Below are 20470 nucleotides of genomic sequence, written 5' to 3' on the forward strand. Positions count from 1 at the left end.
TTCGAACCCGCGACCCTCACCTTGGCAAGGTGATGCTCTACCACTGAGCCACTTCCGCGTGCCTCCACCGGGCGCTCCGGCCCGTGGCGACGAGAGAACTCTAGCGGGTTTTCCGGGTGATTGCGTAACCGCGCGTCACCCCGGCCGATGCGCGCCGGGCCGCGGACGGCGGACCCGGGGCGGTGACCGGTTCGTCCGATCCGGCCGCGTGCGGTAGAAACACGAGGTGGAGTCGTTGAAGCTGGGCTCGCTGGAGGTGTGGCCGCCGGTCGTGCTGGCGCCCATGGCCGGGATCACCAATGCCGCGTTCCGCACGCTCTGCCGCGAGCAGGGCGGCGGATTGTTCGTCTGCGAGATGATCACGACGCGGGCGCTGGTGGAGCGGAACGCCAAGACGCTCAAGATGATCCGGTTCGAGCCGGACGAGCGGCCCCGGAGCCTCCAGCTCTACGGGGTGGACCCGGTGACCGTCGGCCGGGCCGTCCGGATGGTGGCCGAAGAGGACCTGGCCGACCACGTGGACCTCAACTTCGGCTGCCCGGTGCCCAAGGTGACCCGGCGCGGCGGAGGCTCCGCCCTGCCGTACAAGCGCAACCTGCTCCGCGCGATCCTGCGGGAGGCCGTGCGCAACGCCGGCACGCTCCCGGTGACGATGAAGATGCGCAAGGGCATCGACGACGACCACCTCACCTACCTGGACGCCGGGCGGATCGCGGTGGAGGAGGGGATCGCGGCCGTCGCGCTGCACGGCCGCACCGCGGTCCAGCACTACGGCGGGACCGCCGACTGGGAGGCGATCGCCCGGCTCAAGGAGGCGGTGACGGAGATCCCGGTGCTCGGCAACGGCGACGTCTGGAGCGCCGACGACGCGCGGCGGATGATGGCGGAGACCGGCTGCGACGGCGTCGTGGTGGGCCGCGGGTGCCTGGGCCGGCCGTGGCTCTTCGCCGACCTGGCCGCCATGTGCGCCGGGAGCGGCGAGCGGGCCAGGCCCCGGCTGGGGGAGGTCGCCGCGGTCATGGAGCGGCACGCCGCGCTCCTGGCGGAGTGCTTCGGCAGCGAGCCGCACGCCGTGGCCGACTTCCGCAAGCACGTCGGCTGGTACCTCAAGGGCTTCACCGTCGGCTCCGAGCTGCGCCGCCGCCTGGCCACCTCGGAGACCCTCGCCGGGCTGCGCGAGGGGCTGGCCGAGCTCGACCCCGCCCAGCCCTGGCCCGGCGAGGTGGCGGACGCGCCGCGCGGCAAGACCCACGCCCGTGACCGAGTGCACCTGCCCGCGGGCTGGCTCGACGACCCGTACGACCTGGCGGTGCCCTGCGCGGACGCCGAGCTCGACACCTCGGGCGGCTGACCGGTCCTCCGGCGGGCGGTCCGGCGGCGTGACCGTAATGTGATCCGGATCTGACGGACCGGCGTCAGCCGCGTGTGTACCGTGCGGTCAACGGCAGGCGGCCCACACCCGGGAGCGGCGGTTGACGGAGACGGCGGCACGGTCATCACCCGAGGACCTCATCGCGGAGTACGACGCCGAGCGGCCCGCCCGGCACCTGCCCGGCACGCTGTCGCTCGCCGTCACCGGGGTCGCGCTGTGCCTGTCGCTCTACGTGCTGTGGCAGACGTTCTTCCCCGGCTCCGTCCTGCCGTACCGGATGGCGTTCCTCGCGGTCGTGCTGCCGCTGGTCTTCGTCTGCTACCGGCCCCGGCGGGGCGGCGGCGACCGGCCCGGCGCGGCCGACTGGGCGCTGGCGGCGCTCTCACTGGCGGTCTGCCTCTACCCGCTGACCGTCTTCGACGACTTCATCCGCCGGGCGTTCGACCCGACCGCCCTGGACGTGGCCGCGGGCGCGGTGCTGTCGCTGCTGGTGCTGGAGGCCTGCCGCCGGACCGTCGGCTGGATCCTCCCCGCGGTCTGCCTGGCGTTCCTGGCCTACGCCTACTACGGCGGCCACCTGCCCTTCGACTGGCTGCTCGGGCACCGCGGCTACGACGCCGACCGGATCCTCGCCTCGTTCGTGATGGGCACCGACGGCGTGTACGGCGTGCCGCTGGACGTGGCGGCGACCTACATCATCCTGTTCACGATCTACGGGGCGGTCCTCGACCACTCCGGCGCGGGCCGGTTCTTCGTGGAGGTCTCCCTGGCCGCGTTCCGGCGCTCGCGTGCCGCGCCGGGCCGTACGGTCGCCCTCGCGGGGTTCCTGCTGGGCACGGTCAGCGGCTCCGGGGTCGCCACGACCGTGAGCGTCGGCAGCGTCGCCTGGCCGATCCTGCGCCGGGCGGGCTACCCGCGCGAGCAGGGCGGGGGCGTGCTGGCCGCGGCGGGCATCGGCGCGATCCTCTCGCCGCCCACGCTGGGCGCGGCGGCGTTCATCATCGCCGAGTACATGCAGGTCGGCTACCTCACGGTGCTGGTCTACGCGACGGTCCCCACGCTCCTGTACTACCTGGGCGTCTTCCTGGCCATCGAGATGGACGCCCGCCGGTACGGCGTGCGCGCCGCCGGGCCGCAGGGGCCGTCCGCCGGAACGGGACCGGGCGGATCGGGCGAGCTCGGCGCGGACGGCGTGACCGCTGCGGGCGGGGTGGCCGACGTGGGCGGCGGGTACGGCACGGCCGGGCCGCCGCGCCTGTGGCCGCTGCTGCGGCGGTTCGGCTACCACTTCAGCTCGCTGTTCGTGATCGTCGTGCTGATGGCGCTGGGCCAGTCGCCGTTCCGGGCGGTGGTGTACGCCACGCTGCTGGCCTTCGCGCTCTCCTTCCTCGACCGCGAGCACCGGCTCACGCCCCGCCGGGCGGCCCGCGCCCTGGCCGCGGGCACGCTCGGGGTGCTGCCGGTCGCGGTGACCTGCGCCGCCGCCGGGATGATCGTCGCCGTGGTCACGCTCACCGGGCTGGGCCTGAAGGCGAGCTCGCTGATCGTCGGGGTCTCGGGAGGCGTCCTCGCCGTCACCGCGCTGATGTGCGCCCTGGCGGTGCTCCTGCTGGGCCTGGCCGTACCGGTGACGGCGTCGTTCGTGATCGCGGCGGTGATCATCGGTCCGGCGCTGAAGGACCTCGGGGTCAGCGACGCCGAGACGTACATGTTCATCTTCTACTACGCCGTGCTCTCGGAGGTCAGCCCGCCGACGGCGCTGTCGGCCTTCGCGGCCTCGGCCATCACCGGGGGCGACGCCTACCGGACGATGCTGGCCACTTGGAAGTACACGCTGCCGGCCTTCCTGGTGCCCTTCGCCTTCGTGCTGACCCCGGGCGGGTCGGCGCTGCTGGCCCAGGCCCCGGCGGGGGAGATCGCTCTCGCCGCGGCGGTGTCGGCGCTGGCCGTGGCCGCGCTGGCCGTCGCCACCGGCGGCTGGCTGGCCGGTCCCGTCCCGGCGCCGGTCCGGGCGCTGTGCGGGGCGGCCGCCGTGGCGCTGCTGTTCCTGTCGCCCGTCCCCGTGCTGACGGGGGCGGGCGTGCTGATCGTCGCACTCGCACTCCACCTGGTGATGCGCAAACGGGAGGTACGACCATGAGACGTCTGGCCGCCTTGATGGCCGCGGGAACGCTGCTCCTGTCCGCCTGCGGCGGGGACCGGTCCGCTGAGCGGGCCGCGGACCAGCCGGCCGGCGCGGGCAAGCGGTTGTCGATCGCCACCGGCAACACCACCGGCGTCTACTACGTCCTCGGCGGCGGACTGGCCGACCAGATCGGCAGGCACGTACCCGGCTACCAGGCGACGGCCGAGGCGACCGGCGCGTCGGTGGAGAACATCCAGCGCGTCGTGCGGGGCGACTCCGACATCGCCTTCACCCTGGCCGACTCCGCGGCCGACGCGGTGGCCGGCAAGGGGGCGTTCACCGGGCCCCAGCCGATCCGCGCGCTCGCCCGGCTGTACGACAACTCCACCCAGGTGGTCGCCGCCGCCGACGCGGGCGTGAAGTCCGTGGCGGACCTGAAGGGCAAGCGGGTCTCCACCGGCTCGCCCAACTCCGGCACCGAGGTGATCGCGCTGCGGCTGCTCGAGGCGGCGGGCCTCGACCCCGACGAGGACGTCACCCGGCAGTCCCTGGGCCTGCCGGAGAGCGTGCAGGGAATCAAGGACGGCACGCTGGACGCGCTGGTGTGGTCCGGCGGCCTGCCCACGCCGGGCATCACCGACCTGTTCACCAGCCTCAAGGACGAGGTCGCCTTCGTCCCGCTGGACGCCTCCCTGCCGAAGATGCAGGCCGAGCACGGGCCGGTGTACGCGCAGGGCGTCATCGGCAAGGACGTCTACGGCACCCCCGCCGACGTGCCCACGATCGTGGTGCCGAACCTGCTGGTGGTGAACGAGAGGATGGACCCGGCGCTCGCGGAGAGCCTGACCCGGCTGCTCTTCGACCGCAGGGCCGACCTGGAGAAGGTGCACCCGTCGGCCCGGGGCATCACCCGGGAGAAGGCGCCGGAGACCGACCCGGTACCGCTCCACGACGGCGCGAAGAAGTACTACGGCCGGTGATCCCGCGCCGGCCCGCCCGTGGAGGGAGCGCCGCGGGCGGGCCGGACGGAACGCCGGCGAACGGAGCGTGGGCGGACCGGACGGGAACGCCGGCGAACGGAGCGCGGCCGGCCCGGGGCGTCGCAGCCGCGGGCGGCCCGGGCCGGCCGGGCGCATCGGCGAGCCGACCGCCCGGTCTCACGCGCCGGCGACGTCGACCGTGCCCCCGCTGCGCCAGTAGACGTTGTTCTCGCGGGTCAGCAGGCCCTCGTCGACCAGGTAGCGGCGCAGCGCCGCGTGGTCGTCGTGGAAGGCGCGCAGCACCACGTTGACGTCCTTCTCCGAGTAGCGCACGCCCGGTTCGAAGACCTGGGCCACGTAGTTCAGCACGACGAGCTGCTTGTCGCGCTTGCTGGGGATGGCCCGCAGCCGCCCCTCCACGAGGAAGGCGCGCAGCACCTTCTCCTCGGGGGAGACCGGCTCGGGCGGCGGGGCCGCGGCGTGCAGCAGCTCGCGGAAGCGCTCCCGCCGCAGCCGCCACACCCCCTCGTGGTCGTGTACGGCCAGCCCGCCGCGTTTCAGCCGGTCCAGCGCCAGCAGCATCGCGTCCCGCTCGAGCCCCGACTCCTCGGGCGCGCGCTCCAGCGCCAGCGCCGACAGCACCCGCAGCGTGTCGTCCTGGTAGAGAAGGCCGAGCACCTGCCTGATCGCCTCATCGCTCATGCCCCCATTTTCGCGGGTTCCGCGGGCCGCCTCCGCCACCCGGGAAGCGCGGGAGGAGCGGCCGGTCGCGGCCGGAGGCGGCGGGCCGGGGCCGCGCCGCCGGAGCGGCGGCGCGGTCAGAGGCGGTTGAGCCCGATGACGTGGACCACCGCCCGGCCCTCCTCGTCGGAGGCGGCCAGGTCGACCTGGGCGTCGATGCCCCAGTCGCCGTCGCCCGCCGGGTCGGCGATGACCTGGCGGACCTTCCAGAGCTCCTTCTCCTCCTCGATGCGGAGCAGGGCCGGGCCGCGGGCGTCCGGGCCGGTGCCGACCTCCTCGTGGTCGTCGTAGTAGGCGTCCAGGGCGGCGGGCCAGTCGACGTCCGGGGCGAGCTCGGCGAGCTCCTCCTCCTTCTCCAGCGCGACCAGCTCCACCAGGCGGAACATCGCGTTGCGGACCAGCACCCGGAAGGCGCGCGGGTTGCCGGTGACCGGGCGCGGCTTGACCTCGATCTCCTGCTCGGCCTCCAGGGCCTGGGCGGGGTTGGCCAGCTTCTCCCACTCGTCGATCAGGCTGGAGTCGACCTGGCGGACCAGCTCGCCGAGCCACTCGATGAGGTCGACCAGGTCCTCGGTCTTCAGGTGCTCGGGGATGGTCCGCGACAGCGTGCGGTAGGCGTCGGCGAGGTAGCGGAGCACGGCGCCCTCGGAGCGGGCCAGCTCGTAGTGGCCGACGTACTCGGTGAAGGTCATCGCCTGCTCGTACATGTCGCGCACGACGCTCTTGGGGCTGACCGTGTAGTCGGCCACCCACGGGTGGCCGCGCCGGTAGGTCTCGTAGGCGCCGAGCAGCAGGTCGGCCAGGGGCATCGGGTGGGTGATCTCGGCCAGGAGCTCCATCCGCTCCTCGTACTCGATCCCGTCGGCCTTCATCTGCGCGACGGCCTCGCCCCGGGCCTTCTTCAGCTGGGCGGACAGGATCTGGCGCGGGTCGTCGAGGATGGACTCCACGATCGAGACCATGTCCAGGGCGTAGGTGGGGGCCTCGCGGTCGAGCAGTTCGAAGGCGGCCAGCGCGAAGGTCGACAGCGCCTGGTTGAGCGCGAAGTCCTCCTGCAGGTCGATGGTGAGGCGCGCCCGGCGGCCCTGCTCGTCGGGCTCGTCCAGCTGCTCCACCACGCCGCCCGCCAGCAGCGAGCGGTAGATCGCGATGGCCTGGCTGATGTGCCGCCGCTGCCACTTGCGGTCCTCGTGGTTGTCGGTGAGCAGGTGCCTCATCGCGGCGAAGCAGTCGCCGGGCCGGTTGATGACCGCCAGCAGCATGGCGTTGCTGACCTTGAAGCGGGAGCTGAGCGGCTCCGGCTCGGCCTCCTGGAGCTTGGCGAAGGTCTCCTCGCTCCAGCCGACGAAGCCCTCCGGCGGCTTCTTGCGGGCGTAGCCGCGCCGCCGCTTGGGGTCGTCGCCGATCTTGGCCAGGGCCTTCTCGTTCTCGATGACGTACTCGGGGGCCTGGCAGGCGACGTAGCCGATGGTGTCGTAGCCGGCCCGGCCCGCCCGCCCGGCGATCTGGTGGAACTCGCGGGCGCGCAGCCGCCGGACCTTGCTGCCGTCGTACTTGCTGAGCGCGGTGAACAGCACGGTGCGGATCGGCACGTTCACGCCGACGCCGAGGGTGTCGGTGCCGCAGATGACCTTCAGCAGACCGGCCTGGGCCAGCCGCTCCACCAGGCGGCGGTACTTCGGCAGCATGCCGGCGTGGTGCACGCCGATGCCGTGCCGTACCAGCCGGGACAGGGCGCGGCCGAAGTTGGTGGTGAAGCGGAAGTTGCCGATCAGCGAGGCGATGGCCTCCTTCTCGGCCTTGGTGCACATGTTGATGCTCATCAGCGACTGCGCCCGCTCCATGGCGGAGGCCTGGGTGAAGTGCACCACGTAGACCGGGTACTGGTTGGTGGAGAGCATCTCCTCCAGCGTCTCGTGCAGCGGGGTCATCCGGTAGGAGTAGACCAGCGGGACCGGGCGCTCGGCGTGCTTGACCACCGAGGTGGGCCGGCCGGTGCGCCGGGTCAGGTCCTCCTCGAACATGCTCACGTCGCCGAGGGTCGCCGACATCAGGACGAACTGCACGTTCGGCAGTTCCAGCAGCGGCACCTGCCAGGCCCAGCCGCGGTCCGGCTCGGCGTAGAAGTGGAACTCGTCCATCACGACCTGGCCGATGTCGGCCGCCGCGCCGTCGCGCAGCGCGACGTTGGCGAGGATCTCCGCGGTGCAGCAGATGACGGGCGCGCCGGGGTTCACGCTCGCGTCGCCGGTCATCATGCCGACGTTCTCGGTGCCGAAGAGCTCGCACAGGTCGAAGAACTTCTCCGACACCAGCGCCTTGATCGGCGCGGTGTAGAAGGTGCGCACGTCGCGGGTGAGCGCGGTGAAGTGCGCCCCCGCCGCCACCAGGCTCTTGCCCGAGCCCGTCGGGGTGGCCAGGATCAGGTTGTTGCCCGACACCACCTCGATCAGGGCCTCCTCCTGGGCCGGATAGAGGGTGAGCCCCCGCTCGGTGTTCCACTCGACGAAGGCGTCGAAGATGGCGTCGGGGTCGGCGTCGATCTCTTCGGGCAGGCGATCTACAAGGCTCACCCTCCCATCCTGCCGAAGAACGGGCGGTGGTCGAACCACCGGGGCGGTAGAGATGGGGTCAATTCCCGCGGATCCGGCGAAATCCCGCCGAGCGGGTGAGCAGCAGCCCGCCCAGCAGCAGGCCGGAGCCGAGCACGGGCCAGGGCCCGGGGGCGAAGCCGGACACGGTCAGGACGAGCAGTCCCGCGCCGGCCAGCGCGAGCGCCGCGGCGATCCGGGCGGTCCCCCCGCGGTACGGCGCCGCCGCCGGGGGCTCCTCGAAGCGGGACAGCCCGCGCAGCAGCGGCCACAGGACCAGGCAGAGCGCGGCCAGCCAGTGCGGCCACCCGGACAGCCAGGCGGAGCCGCCCGGCTCCGGGGTGGGGACCCCCAGCCCCACCACGACCACCGCGGTGACGCAGAACAGCGCGCTCATGTGCCACAGGTAGACGGTCATCATGCGCGGACCGGCCCAGCCCAGCGCCCGCGCCACCACCGGCCACCGGGCGAAGGAGGCGATCTGCCGGCGCAGGGCGAGCGCCAGCCCGATCTGCCCGATCCCCACCGCCAGCAGCGCCACCGTGGGCGGCGCCATGTTGGAGACCGCGGCCCCCGGCAGGCCGATCATGCTGCCCGGGTAGGGGCCGAAGGCGACCAGGAGCGCGGCCAGGCCGTACCCCGCCGCGGCCATGCCCCACAGCCGGGTCCGGGGGAGGTCCAGGCGGCCCTCGGCGTACAGGAAGCCGAGCTGGTGCACCGCGAGCCAGACCAGGCCGATGTTCGCCCAGCCCGCCGCCTCCAGGCCGCAGGCGAACCGCAGCACGTCGACCACCACGGCCCCCGCCGCCAGCGCCGCCGGCACGCGCAGGCCGTACGCCGCGCCGAGCCGGCGCATCAGCGGCGTCGCCGCCACCGCGACGAGGTAGACGGCCAGGAACCACAGCAGCTGCCCGGCCAGGCGCGAGGCCGTGACCACCGGCTGGGACGGCAGGCCCAGGGCGAGCAGCAGATGGGGCAGGGGCAGCCAGACCGCGGCCAGCGGCAGCACCGGCCAGGCCAGGCGGCGCAGCCGCGCCGCGAGCCAGGCGGGCGAGCCGCCGCCGCGCCGGAGCGCGGCGCGGTGGCTGATCGCGCCCGCCGCACCCCCGGCGAAGAACACCAGGGGCATCACCTGGCTGATCCAGGTGATCATCCAGGCGTTCCCGGTGGCCAGCGCGTTGCCGGTGGTGATCCGGTCTCCGGTGACGGAGAGCACCGGCATGCTCCAGTGCTGCAGCACCACCAGGGCCGTGCCGAACAGGCGCAGGACGTCGAGGAACAGGTCCCGGCCGGGCGGGGCGGACGCGGGGGCGGCGGCGAGGGGCGCGGGAGGGCGTGTGGGCGGGGGAGCGGGGCGGGTCAGGACGGCGGTCAACGGGGGTCTCGATTCGTCAGGGGGCGGTGCTCCGAGACTCCCGCGAACCTCCTCGGCGGCGCAGTGACGGCTGCCGCCTTCTTTCCCGCGCCCGGCCCCACCCTCCGGGGTAGGGATGGCCCTACCCCGGGACGCCTGCGCACCGGGTCGATCGCGCCGTCCGGGACTCGTAGCGTTTCCCCCATGAGATCCCTCCTGCGCCGCATCGGTACCGACACCCGCTACCTGCTCACCGGCTTCCCCCTCTCCGTGATCGCCTTCTGCCTGGCGCTGACCGGTTTCGCCGCCGGGCTCGGCACGGTCGTCGTCTGGCTCGGCGTGCCGATCCTGGCGGCCACGCTGATGCTCGCCCGGGGTTTCGCCGACATCGAGCGCCGCTCGCTGCCCCAGGTGCTCGGTTACCAGGTCGCCCGGCCGCGCTACCGCCGCGCACCGGAGAACGCCGGCTGGTTCCGCCGCATGGCCAACCCGCTGACCAGCGGGCAGTCGTGGCTGGACCTGCTGCACGCGATCGTGAACTTCCCGATCGCCGTCGTGACGTTCTGCATCGCGGTGACCTGGTGGGCCGGGACGGTCCTCGGGCTGACCGCCCCCATCTACGGGTGGATCATCGCGAGCATCCCGGACAACCACGGGCTGGCGGAACTGCTCGGCTTCGGCGACAGCGCCCTGGCGGAGGTGATCCTCAACACCGCGATCGGCGCGGTGTTCGCGATCACGCTCCCGGTGGTGCTCCGCGGCGCGGCGCTGGTCCAGGCCGGGCTCGGCCGGGCCATGCTCACCGGGGTCGCGGAGCTGCAGGAGCGCATCGACGACCTGGCCGAGGGCCGGGCCGCGGCGGTCTCGGCCGAGGCCAACGCGCTGCGCAAGCTGGAGCGCGACATCCACGACGGGCCGCAGCAGCGCCTGGTCTCCCTGGCCATGGACCTGTCCCGGGCCCAGCGCCAGCTCAAGCGGGACCCCCAGGCGGTCGAGCGGATGCTGTCCGAGGCCATCAGCTCCACCCGCGAGACCCTGGACGAGCTGCGCGCGCTCTCGCGCGGCATCGCCCCGCCGGTGCTGACCGACCGCGGCCTGGCCCCGGCGCTGGCCGCGCTCGCCGGGCGGTGCACGGTCCCGGTCGAGCTGGACATCCAGGTGGAGGGGCGCTTCGCCGCCGCGGTGGAGAACACGGTCTACTTCGTGGTCGCCGAGTCCCTGACCAACATCGCCAAGCACAGCCACGCCACCGTCTGCACGGTCACCCTGAGCAAGACCGGTGGCGTCCTGATGCTGACGATCGGGGATGATGGGGTCGGCGGCGCGCACGTCGCCAAGGGACATGGCCTGTCCGGGCTCGCCGACCGCCTCAGGGCGGTGGACGGCGAGCTGGCGGTGGACTCACCGGTGGGCGGGCCGACGGTGATCGTGGCGGAGGTGCCGTGCGGGTAGTCGTGGCCGACGACGCGGTCCTGATCAGGGCGGGCCTGATCAGGCTGCTGGAGGAGTTCGGTTGCGAGGTGGTGGCGGAGGTGGGGGACGGCGGGAGCCTGGTGGAGGCCGTCGCCGAGCACCGGCCGGACGTCTCGGTGGTGGACGTGCGGATGCCGCCGAGCTTCACCGACGAGGGCCTGCGGGCCGCGGTCGAGGTGCGGCGGCGGGTGCCGGGGGCCCCGGTGCTGATCCTCTCGCAGTACGTCGAGGTCTCCTACGCCGACGACCTGCTCGCGGACGCGCGCGGCGCGGTGGGCTATCTGCTCAAGGACCGGGTCGTGGACGTCGACGACTTCATGGGGGGCCTGCGCTCGGTCGCGTCCGGCGGCACGGTCTTCGACCCGCAGGTGGTCGCCCAGCTGATGGTACGGCGCCGCCGCGACGACCCGCTGGCCTCCCTCACCCCGCGCGAGCGAGAGGTCCTCGGCCTGATGGCCGAGGGCAGGTCCAACCCGGCCATCGGCCGCCAGCTCGTGGTGAGCGACGGCGCGGTGGAGAAGCACGTCCGCAGCATCTTCGCCAAGCTCGGTCTGCACGTCGAGGACAGCGACCAGCACCGCCGGGTGCTCGCGGTGCTCGCCTACCTCCGCTCGTCGGGCCGATGAGGGTGCGTGCCCACGACCTGTCCGCCGGCGGCGGCGTGCTGGACCGCGTGCACGCGACCGCCCGGACGGCGGTGCGCCTGTACGGTCTGCCCGGCGCCGAGATCACCCTGATCAACGTGTCGGAGAACGCCACCTTCCGGGTCGACGACCCGGAGACCGGGTTCCGGGCCGTGCTGCGGGTGCACCGGCTCGGCTACCACTCCACCGCCGCGATCCGCTCCGAGCTGGCCTGGCTGGAGGCGCTCCGGGAGGCCGGGGTCAGGACGCCGGAGGTGCTCCGCGCCCCGGACGGCTCCCGGGTGCTGACCGTCCCGGGGGAGCCGCCCCGCGAGTGCGTCCTGTTCGAGTTCCTGCCGGGGACCGAGCCCCCGCAGGACCGCCTGGTCGAGGGCTTCGAGCGGCTCGGCGCGACCACCGCGCGGATGCACCGGCACGCGCGCTCCTGGCGCCGCCCGGCCGCCTTCACCCGCTTCCACTGGGACCACGGCGCCGCGCTGGGCCGGGAGTCCCGGTGGGGGCGCTGGCGGGACGGGCCCGGCATGGACCCCGAGGCGCTGGCCGTACTGGGGCGGCTGGCGGAGGAGCTGCGCGGGCGGCTGCGCCGCTTCGGCCGGGACGCCGGCCGCTACGGCCTGATCCACGCCGACCTGCGGCCGGCCAACCTGCTGGTGACCGGCGACGGGCCGCCCAGCGTCATCGACTTCGACGACTGCGGCTTCGGCTGGTACCTCTACGACCTGGCCGCGGCGCTCAGCTTCATCGAGCACCGCCCCGAGGTCCCGGCGATGGTCGACGCCTGGCTGCGGGGCTACCGGACCGTTCTCGACCTGCCCGCCGAGGATGAGGCCGAGGTCTGGACGTTCGTCATGTTCCGCCGCCTGCTGCTGGTCGCCTGGATCGGCAGCCACGCCGGGGTGGAGACCGCCGCCGGGCTCGGCGCGGGCTACACCCGCGGCACCTGCGAGCTGGCCGAGCGCTATCTGGCGGGGGAGCTCACCCGGCCCGCCCGGTGAGGCCGCCGGCGTGCCCGGGGGACGCGTCGTCCGGGGCGCCGCCGGAGTCCCCGGGCGACCCGCGGTCCGGGACGTCGCCGGAGTCTCCGGCGGTCCCGGTGGCTCCGCCGAGACCGGCCAGCTCGCGCCGGACGTCCTCGTCGTCCGGGGCCAGCTCCAGAGCCCTGGCCAGGTCGGCCGCGGCCTCCCGCTCGCGTCCCGCCGCGCGCAGCGCCAGCGCCCGGTTGAACAGCAGCGCCGGATCGGCACCCGGTTCCAGGGCGCGGGTGAAGTCGGCGGCCGCGCCCTCCGGGTCCCCGGTCTCGAAGGCCAGCACCCCGCGGTTGGCCCAGGCCGCCGAGAGCCCGGGGGAGCGTTCCAGCGCGCGGTCGAACGCCGCCCGCGCCGGGGCGTGCCGCCCCTCGGCCATCTCCACCTGGCCCAGCGCGCACAGCAGGTAGGGGTTGTCCGGGTCCAGCGCGAGCCCCGTCTCGGCGTCCGCGCGCGCCCGGCCGTACTCGCCGAGCGCGACCAGCAGGCCCGCCCGGTTGGCCAGGGCGTCCACGAACTCCGGATCGAGCTCCAGGGCGTGGTCCAGGTCGGCGAGCGCCCCGGCGTGGTCTCCGGTGGAGAAGCGGATCTCGGCCCGGTTGTAGTAGGGCTCGGGGAAGGGCGGGCCCGCCCGCATGGCCGTCTCGTAGTCGGCGACCGCCGCGTCCAGCCGACCGAGCCGGTGCAGCAGGTTGCCCCGGTCGATGTAGTAGTCGGGATAGCCCGGATCCGCGGCGATGACCGCGTCCAGGTCCTCCAGCGCCGCCTCCGGGCGGCCCAGCATGACGGTGAGCTGCGCCCGGTTGGCCAGCAGCACCAGCCGGTGGATCGGGTGCTCGTCCGGCCCCAGCTCCCGGTCGGCCAGGTCCACGGCCTGCTGGACCAGCTCCAGCGCCCTGGCGGGGCGGCCGAGCCGTACCTCGACCAGGGCCCGGCCGTTGAGGTCGAAACCCAGCTTGAACGCCCGCTCACGCGGGTCCGGCAGCAGCGTCGAGATGGCGATCGCCTGGTTCACCCAGGCCAGCGCCGCCTCCGGGTCGCGCCGGGCGGGGTCGTGGTGGCGGACCTTCAGCATGCCGGTGGAGTAGGCGGCCGCCGCGTGCGTGACGGGGGAGACGCTCTCCCTCCTGGCCAGGTCGAACAGGGCCGCGGCCTCGTCCTCGCGGTGCAGCGAGCCGAGCGCGGTCGCGGTGCTGTGCAGGAACCGCCACCAGGTCTCCGGGTCGCTCTCCGGATCGGTCAGCGCCAGACCGCGCGGGCCCAGCTCCGCGACGGCGTCGTGGCATCCGGCGTCCAGGCACCACTGCACCGCGAAGCGCAGCGCCTCCACGGCCAGGCGGGGGTCGGTGCCGCGCTCGCGGTGGTAGGGGACCGCGCCGAGGCGCGCGCCGACGGAGCCCTGCCGTTCCAGCTCGTCGGCGCGCTTGTCGTGCTCCTCGGGTTCGAGTTCGGGCAGTGCCGCGGCCTGCTCCCGGAGCTCCACGGTGAGCAGCTCCGGCGGGACGCGGCGGCGCAGCACCGCCAGCAGTTCCAGGTCGGTGGGGTCGGCCTCGGCGGTGCCGGTGACGACGAGCCTGCGGGGCCCGGTCCGCTCCCGCCGCCCGTCCGGACGGGCCTCCGGACGGGCCTCCAGATGGGCGCGGAGGAACTCGGCGACACCGTTGGCGATGCGCAGTGTCCGGCGCGGCGCGTGGACCAGGATCCGCTCCGCCCGGGGCAGCGCGTCCGCCCTGGAGCGGCGCCGGGCGGGGATGCGGCCGTGCAGGTCGGGGGCGACGGCGCGCAGTTCGATGTCGTAGCGGGCGACGAGCTCCGGCCGGGCCTCCGGCAGCAGGGCGGCGACGATCGCGCCCGCGGCGGTGTACGGCCCGCGCAGGCGCCGGTCGGCGTCCACGGGGGGCAGGAGCAAAGGAGGAAGGGGCGCTTCTTCCGAGGCTTCTCCCGGGGCGAGGGGTCCCCGACTCACCGATCTCCTCATTCTCCTCGGCGGACCGGCGCCCATCTCTGGACGCCGGCTCTGCGGTTCCGGTTCAGCCGACGTGCTTGGGGCTGGCGGCCCCGCTGAGCGCGACCGGGCCGGGCTTGTGAACGATGACCTTTTTCATCACGTGCCTTCCTCGCCAATAAGAACAAATCGCAAGTATTCGCACCATTAACCCTCACTGACAAGATCTATTATGAGAATGGCCGGATGCGGACATTCGCTGGACGCATAACGCCATAACTCCTCATGGCGCGGGCTGCTGCTGGGTGATGCAGTGGATGCCGCCGCCCAGGGCGAAGATGTCCCGGGCGTCCACCGATTCGATCGACCGCCCCGGGAAGAGCCGGGCGAAGAGCTCGGCGGTCGGAGCGTCCCGGGGGTCGCCGAACGAGCAGAGCAGGGCCAGCCCGTTGGCCAGGTAGTGGTTGACGTAGGAGTAGTCGACGAGCTGTCCGCCGACCTCCTGCGTCTCCGGCGCGAGCAGCTCGACCACCTCCAGGGCGCGCCCCCTGGCGTCGGTCGAGGCCCGCAGGATCGCGAGGTTCTCCCGGGTGACCTCGTGGTCGGGGTGGGACGGGTCGGGCTGGACGTGGCAGAGCACCAGGCCGGGCCGGGCGAAGGAGGCCAGCAGGTCCACGTGCCCGCCGGTGCCGTACGGGCCGTAGTCGGCGGTCAGGCCGCGGGGCAGCCAGATCACCTTCTCCACCCCCAGCCGGGCGCGGAGCTCGCCCTCCACCTCCTGCCTGGTCCAGCCGGGGTTGCGCGCCTCGCCGAGCTGCACGGTCTCGGTGACGATCACCGTCCCCTCGCCGTCGACGTGGATGCCGCCGCCCTCGTTGACGAGCTCCGAGCGCAGGCGCCGCGCCCCGGCCCGCTCCAGGACCGCCCGGGCCACCAGGTCGTCCTTGGCGTGGGCGTTCCACCCCCAGCCGTTGAAGGTCCAGTCCACCCCGGCCAGGCCGCCCCGCCCGTCGATCAGGAAGGTGGGGCCGTTGTCGCGCATCCAGCAGTCGTCGAGCGGCTGCTCCATCACCTCGACGCGGGGGTCCAGCCACCGGGCGGCGGATCCGCGCTCGCTCGGGTCGACGACCATGGTGACCGGCTCGTGGCGTACGACCGCGTTGGCCACGCTCGACCAGGCCCGGTAGGACGCCTCCGGATCCGCCAGGGCGTAGCCGGAGGCCGGCCAGGACATCCAGGTACGGGTGTGCGGGTGCCACTCGGGTGGCATGGAGAACATGGGCCGGCTCCTGGGGGATCGGCCGCCCCCGAGGGACGCCCCCGAGGGACGGGGACGGGGAGGGCGGGGACGGGGTCAGAGGAAGTACAGGCGACTGAGGGAGACCGTGTCGGCGGGGGAGGACCGGACCTCCTCGCCGTCGAGGGTGACCCGGCCCAGCGGGTCCACCCGGACCGTGCCGAGCCGGGAGTTGCGGACCAGGTCCGCCGGGCCGATGCCCCGGGTGCCGCGCACGCCCACGCGGCGGCGGCGGGTGGTCATCCGGTCCCCGCCCGCTCCGGCGGCGGCCCCGCTGACGAAGGCCACCGACAGGTCCGCGGCGGTGGCCCCGTGCGCGCCGAACTGCGGGCCCAGCACCAGCGGTTCGCAGGCGTCGGTGGAGGCGTTCGGGTCGCCGGTCACACCGTAGGCGGGGAAGCCCGCCTTCAGCACGAGCTGCGGCTTGGCGCCGAAGTGGTCGGGCCGCCACAGCACGATGTCGGCCAGCTTGCCCGGCTCCAGGGATCCGACCTCGTGGGCCAGCCCGTGCGCGATCGCCGGGTTGACCGTCAGCTTGGCCAGGTAGCGCAGGACCCGCTCGTTGTCGTTGCGCCCGCCCGTGTCCAGCCCCGTGTCCGGTTCGCCCTTCATCTTCCCGGCCATGGCGAACGTCCGGCGGACCGTCTCGCCCGCGCGTCCCATGCCCTGGGCGTCGGAGGAGGTGATGCCGATGACGCCGAGGTCGTGCAGCACGTCCTCGGCGCCCATGGTGCCCGCCCGGATCCGGTCCCGGGCCAGGGCGGCGTCGCCGGGCAGCTCCGGCTTGAGGCCGTGCACCGAGACGATCATCCCGTGGTGCTCGGCGACCGCGTCCCGGCCGAAGGGCAGCGTCGGGTTGGTGGAGGAGCCGATGACGTTGGCCACCCCGGCCAGCCGGAGCACGTCCGGCACGTGGCCGCCGCCGCAGCCCTCGATGTGGAAGGCGTGGATCGTCCGGCCGTCGAGCACGGCGAGCGTGTCCTCGACCGACAGGCACTCGTTGAGGCCGTCGGTGTGCAGCGCCACCTGCACGTCGTACTCCTCGGCCACCCGCAGCGCGGTGTCCAGCGCCCGGGTGTGCGCCCCCATGTCCTCGTGCACCTTGAAGCCGCTCGCGCCGCCCTCGGCCAGCGCCTCCACCAGCGGCGCCGGATGCGAGGAGGACCCGCGGGCCAGGAAGCCGATGTTCACCGGCCAGGCGTCGAAGGCGTTGAACGCGTGCCGCAGCGCCCACGGCGAGTTGACCCCGACGCCCCAGACCGGCCCGAACTCCTGCCCGATGATCGTGGTCACGCCGGAGGCGAGCGAGGCCTCCATGATGCGCGGGCTGAGCAGGTGCACGTGCGTGTCGATCGCGCCCGCCGTGGCGATCAGCCCCTCGCCGGACACGATCGTGGTCCCGGTGCCGACCACCACGTCCACGCCGTCCAGCGTGTCGGGGTTCCCGGCCCGGCCGACGGCGTGGATGCGGCCCTCGCGGACGCCGATCGACGCGGTCCGCACCCCGAGGAAGGGGTCCAGGACCAGCACGTTGGAGATTACCAGGTCGCAGGTCTCCCGGACCGAGGCGGCCTTCAGATGCAGGCCGTCCCGGGCGGTCTTGCCGAACCCGGCGAGGAACTCCTCCCCGGGCAGCTGGGAGTCGTGCTCGACCTCGACCACCAGGCCCGTGTCGCCGAGCCGGACCCGGTCGCCCCTGCGCGGGCCGTACACGCTCACATGGCCCGCGCCGCCTCCGCCGCCCGCGCCGCCGATCCGCTCGCTCATTCACCGCTCCCCAGGTAACCGCAGGCCCGCGCCTTGTCCATGGCCCGTTCGAACGCCCCGGGCGCGTCCAGCGGGCCGTCCACCAGCCCGGCGAACCCGATCGCGACGCGGGCGCCGCCGATGGGGACCAGCCGCACGGTACGGCTCTCGCCCGGGCCGAAGCGGACCGCCGAGCCGGCGGGGACGGCCAGCCTGCGCCCGTAGGCGGTGCCCCGGTCGAACCGGAGCCGCGGGTTGACCTCGAAGAAGTGGAAGTGCGAGGTGACGCTGATCGGCACCGCCGCCGTGTTGACGACGTCCACCTCCACCCCGTCCGGACCCGCAGAGCCCGCCGGGTCCGCGTCCTGCCGGGCCGCGCCGACCACCGCGCCGGGCGCGTCGGGGCCCAGGGAGCCGCCTCCGATCGGGTCGCCCACCACGGCCAGGCGGGTGCCGTCGTCGAAGACCGCCTCGACCATCACCTCGGTGACGATGTCGGCCACGCCGGGCAGCACGTCGTCCGGGCCGAGCACCGCCCGGCCCGCCTCGACCGCCTCGGTCAGCCGGGCCCCGTCCCGGGCGGCCTCGCAGACCGTGTCCGCGATGAGTGCGGTGGCCTCCGGCACGTTCAGCCGGAGCCCCCGCGCCCTTCTGGCCCGGGCCAGCTCGGCGGCGGTGAACAGCAGCAGCCGGTCACGCTCGGTCGGTGTCAGCCGCACGGTGCACCCTTCCTGGAACGGTGTTCAAACTTAGATCAGGATTCTAAACCGGTACGGTGGTGCTCATGACTGCGAAGCCCGGAGCCGCCGCGGCGTCCCTCACCCGGCCGGAGCGTCCCGACGTGCGGGCGCACGTGCTGCGGGCCGCGCTGCTGGCGATCGACGAGGTGGGGCCCGAGCGGGTGCGGGTGCGCGACATCGCCGAGCGCGCGGGCATGAGCAGCGGCCACGTCATGTACTACTTCGGCAGGCGCGACCGGATCCTGGTCTCGACGCTCCTGCTCAGCGAGGACGAGCTGGCCGAGCGCCGCACCGCCGAGCTCGCGGCCGTCGCCGACCCGCGCCGGGCGCTGGTCCGCCTGGTGGAGCTGTACCTCCCCACGGGCCCCGGAGACGTGCGGTGGCGGCTGTGGGCGCAGGTCGTCGCCCGGCCGCCGCGGGACGAGGAGACCCTGACCCGGATCGCCTCCTTCACCGGGGCGTGGGCCGGCGAACTGGCCGGGATCGTGGCCCGGGGCATCGGGCAGGGGGTGTTCCGGCCGGTGGACGACACCGGGGAGCATGCCCTGCGGACGTGCCGCGTCATGGACGGCCTCGCGTACGACGTCCTCCTCGGCCTGCCGGGCCGGGACGCGGCCTGGGCGCGCGAGCAGGCCGTGCGGGCGGCCCTGCGGGAGCTCGAGCCGTGAGGACGGCGGAGGCCGCGGGAGTCACGTCCTCGCCCGGGACGGGGGACCCGGGCGCGAGCCGCTCGCCCGCACCACCCGGTCGCGCCCGGCCTCCTTGGCGGCGTACAGGGCCAGGTCGGCGCGGTGCAGCAGGTCGGAAGGGCGTTCCCGGCCGTCCCAGAGCGCGAGCCCGGCCGAGAAGGTCTGCTCCTGCGGGGTGGCCGCGCGCATGGCGGCGAGCAGCGCCTCCGCGTCCGCCGGCTCCCGGCCCGGCATGACGAGCACGAACTCCTCCCCGCCGTAGCGGGCCAGCATGTCCTGCCCGCCCAGCACGAGGCTCCAGGCCGTGGCGGCGCCGGTGAGCAGCAGATCCCCGGCCTGGTGCCCGTGGGTGTCGTTGAACAGCTTGAACCGGTCGAGGTCGACCATCGCCAGGCACAGCGGCGTGCCGTCCCGCTCGGCGCGCGCGTACTCCCGGGCCAGCTGGGCGTCGAGGGTGCGCCGGTTGGGCAGCCCGGTCAGCGTGTCGGTGCGCGCGACCTCGTCGAGCATCCGGGCCTGGTCCTGCAGGCGGTGCAGCAGGTCCGACATCCGGGCCACCACCAGCACGAAGAGCACCGCGGAGGTGATGGTCACGGGCCAGGCGCTCAGCTCGAACCCGGAGACGAGCTGCGCGGCCATGGTGCCGGGGGCCAGCAGGACGACGGCCATCAGCGTGAGCAGCCGTCGCGTGGTGAAGAACGGCACCCCGTCCGAGGAGGTGCTCAGCAGGTCCTGCGCGGAGGGGTGCAGCGCCGCGGTGCCCCACAGCACGTACGACATCAGGAATGGCGTGTCCCCGAGGGGCAGGCCGAAGACCTCCGCCCCCTCGGTGGAGATGAAGATCACGTCTCCGGTGAGGAGGGAGATCATCGCCAGGGTGAGCAGCCGGAAGGACGGCGTCCGCGCGCCCGAGACGGACAGCAGGCGGACGAGCCCGGCGAGCAGCACCACGTCGGCGAGCGGATAGGCCAGGGCGACAAGCTGGTCGAAGGTGGACTCGTGGCCGCCGATGTTCGGGTCGATCAGGAGCACCCAGTACGGCAGCAGGAGGCCGGCGGTGACGATGGCGCTGTCCAGCAGGGCCCCCCGGTCGCCGGGGGTCCGCCGGTGCCGGGCGAGCAGCAGCAGGGCGGCCGTGACGAAGGGGTACTGCAGCAGGTAGGCGATGTCGGCGGGCGAGGGGAACGGGTCCACCCCGGCGATGTGGTCGTAGTAGAGCCACATGAGGTCGCCGGTCGCGGTGCCGACCAGGCCCAGGCCCATCAGCGCCCAGGCCAGGCCGACGGTGCCGCGCAGGCGGGCTGCCACCAGGAACGACGCCGCCGCCCCGGACAGCCCGACGGAGGCGTAGAAAGCGTCGCGGAAGGGCCCGTACGGGAGCAGCACGTACACCCCCAGGGCGACGAGGCCGCCGAGGAGGAAGACCCGCCAAGCCCGGGAACCGTCCACGCCGCACTATCGGCAGACCGGGCGCGGGGCTGAGGCAACGCGGAACCCGCGTCGCCGGAGAGACGGGGATCACACCGGAGCCGCCGGACCGCGAGGCGGGGAGGACCGGCCGGGCCGGGGAACCTGCGGCGACCGCGCGGACCGCCCGGGAGCGTGGAGCACCCGCGAGCGCGGACCGGCCGGGAGCGGGGAAACCGAAAAGGCGGGCCCCGGCCGATGAGGCCGGGACCCGCCGCGCTGGTGGACGATACAGGGATTGAACCTGTGACCTCTTCCGTGTCAGGGAAGCGCTCTCCCGC

General features: G+C 74.0%; 15 protein-coding genes. 7 read left to right on the forward strand and 8 right to left on the reverse strand.

Annotated elements, in window-relative coordinates:
* The first annotated feature begins 226 nt into the window (after window positions 1–226).
* From dusB to IEZ07_RS34345, 3 genes are all read left to right on the forward strand, one after another.
* Window positions 227–1351: a tRNA dihydrouridine synthase DusB gene (dusB, locus tag IEZ07_RS34335; RefSeq protein WP_191898615.1), complete on the forward strand. Its 1125-nt coding sequence runs from the start codon at window positions 227–229 to the stop codon at window positions 1349–1351.
* Between the two features lie 121 nt (window positions 1352–1472).
* Window positions 1473–3512: a TRAP transporter permease gene (locus tag IEZ07_RS34340; RefSeq protein ID WP_204054589.1), complete on the forward strand. Its 2040-nt coding sequence runs from the start codon at window positions 1473–1475 to the stop codon at window positions 3510–3512.
* Complete coding sequence (locus tag IEZ07_RS34345; RefSeq protein WP_191898616.1) at window positions 3509–4477, forward strand: TAXI family TRAP transporter solute-binding subunit; 969 nt, start codon at window positions 3509–3511, stop codon at window positions 4475–4477. The genes IEZ07_RS34340 and IEZ07_RS34345 overlap by 4 nt, the downstream gene beginning before the upstream one ends.
* 177 nt (window positions 4478–4654) lie before the next feature.
* Here IEZ07_RS34345 and IEZ07_RS34350 read toward each other — a convergent pair whose 3' ends face one another.
* The 3 genes from IEZ07_RS34350 to IEZ07_RS34360 form a co-directional block, all read right to left on the reverse strand.
* A complete protein-coding gene (locus IEZ07_RS34350) occupies window positions 4655–5179 on the reverse strand; it encodes a DUF2087 domain-containing protein (protein ID WP_068895454.1) in 525 nt (174 codons plus the stop codon).
* Between the two features lie 116 nt (window positions 5180–5295).
* Window positions 5296–7791, reverse strand: a complete 2496-nt coding sequence (locus tag IEZ07_RS34355; protein WP_191898617.1) for a DEAD/DEAH box helicase — start codon at window positions 7789–7791, stop codon at window positions 5296–5298.
* A gap of 58 nt (window positions 7792–7849) precedes the next feature.
* Window positions 7850–9184, reverse strand: coding sequence for an acyltransferase family protein (locus tag IEZ07_RS34360; RefSeq protein ID WP_191898618.1), 1335 nt, complete (start codon window positions 9182–9184; stop codon window positions 7850–7852).
* Window positions 9185–9367: 183 nt separating this feature from the next.
* Here IEZ07_RS34360 and IEZ07_RS34365 point away from each other — a divergent pair, with 183 nt between their 5' ends.
* The 3 genes from IEZ07_RS34365 to IEZ07_RS34375 are packed head-to-tail and all read left to right on the forward strand — an operon-like array spanning window position 9368 to window position 12275.
* On the forward strand, window positions 9368–10615 hold the full coding sequence (locus tag IEZ07_RS34365) for a sensor histidine kinase (RefSeq protein ID WP_191898619.1): 1248 nt from the start codon (window positions 9368–9370) through the stop codon (window positions 10613–10615).
* On the forward strand, window positions 10606–11262 hold the full coding sequence (locus IEZ07_RS34370) for a response regulator transcription factor (RefSeq protein WP_191898620.1): 657 nt from the start codon (window positions 10606–10608) through the stop codon (window positions 11260–11262). The genes IEZ07_RS34365 and IEZ07_RS34370 overlap by 10 nt, the downstream gene beginning before the upstream one ends.
* Complete coding sequence (locus IEZ07_RS34375) at window positions 11259–12275, forward strand: phosphotransferase enzyme family protein (protein ID WP_191898621.1); 1017 nt, start codon at window positions 11259–11261, stop codon at window positions 12273–12275. The genes IEZ07_RS34370 and IEZ07_RS34375 overlap by 4 nt, the downstream gene beginning before the upstream one ends.
* Here IEZ07_RS34375 and IEZ07_RS34380 read toward each other — a convergent pair.
* From IEZ07_RS34380 to ureA, 4 genes are all read right to left on the reverse strand, one after another.
* Entirely contained in the window at window positions 12256–14214 is a 1959-nt protein-coding gene (locus IEZ07_RS34380; RefSeq protein WP_239320563.1) for a tetratricopeptide repeat protein, read from the reverse strand. The genes IEZ07_RS34375 and IEZ07_RS34380 overlap by 20 nt on opposite strands.
* Window positions 14215–14533: 319 nt before the next feature.
* Window positions 14534–15529: an agmatine deiminase family protein gene (locus tag IEZ07_RS34385; protein WP_191898623.1), complete on the reverse strand. Its 996-nt coding sequence runs from the start codon at window positions 15527–15529 to the stop codon at window positions 14534–14536.
* A gap of 75 nt (window positions 15530–15604) precedes the next feature.
* Window positions 15605–17314: an urease subunit alpha gene (locus IEZ07_RS34390; protein WP_191898624.1), complete on the reverse strand. Its 1710-nt coding sequence runs from the start codon at window positions 17312–17314 to the stop codon at window positions 15605–15607.
* The gene (gene ureA / locus IEZ07_RS34395) at window positions 17311–18012 is read right to left on the reverse strand and encodes an urease subunit gamma (RefSeq protein WP_191898625.1); all 702 of its coding nucleotides are present in this window, start codon (window positions 18010–18012) and stop codon (window positions 17311–17313) included. Before ureA ends, IEZ07_RS34390 begins: the two co-directional genes overlap by 4 nt.
* Before the next feature lie 65 nt (window positions 18013–18077).
* Between ureA and IEZ07_RS34400 the strand changes: the two genes are divergently transcribed.
* Window positions 18078–18701: a TetR family transcriptional regulator C-terminal domain-containing protein gene (locus IEZ07_RS34400; RefSeq protein WP_191898626.1), complete on the forward strand. Its 624-nt coding sequence runs from the start codon at window positions 18078–18080 to the stop codon at window positions 18699–18701.
* Between the two features lie 21 nt (window positions 18702–18722).
* Here IEZ07_RS34400 and IEZ07_RS34405 read toward each other — a convergent pair whose 3' ends face one another.
* Complete coding sequence (locus tag IEZ07_RS34405; protein ID WP_191898627.1) at window positions 18723–20171, reverse strand: GGDEF domain-containing protein; 1449 nt, start codon at window positions 20169–20171, stop codon at window positions 18723–18725.
* Window positions 20172–20470: the final 299 nt, after the last annotated feature.

It is taken from the genome of Planomonospora parontospora (assembly GCA_014647935.1).
Lineage (GTDB): Bacteria > Actinomycetota > Actinomycetes > Streptosporangiales > Streptosporangiaceae > Planomonospora > Planomonospora parontospora.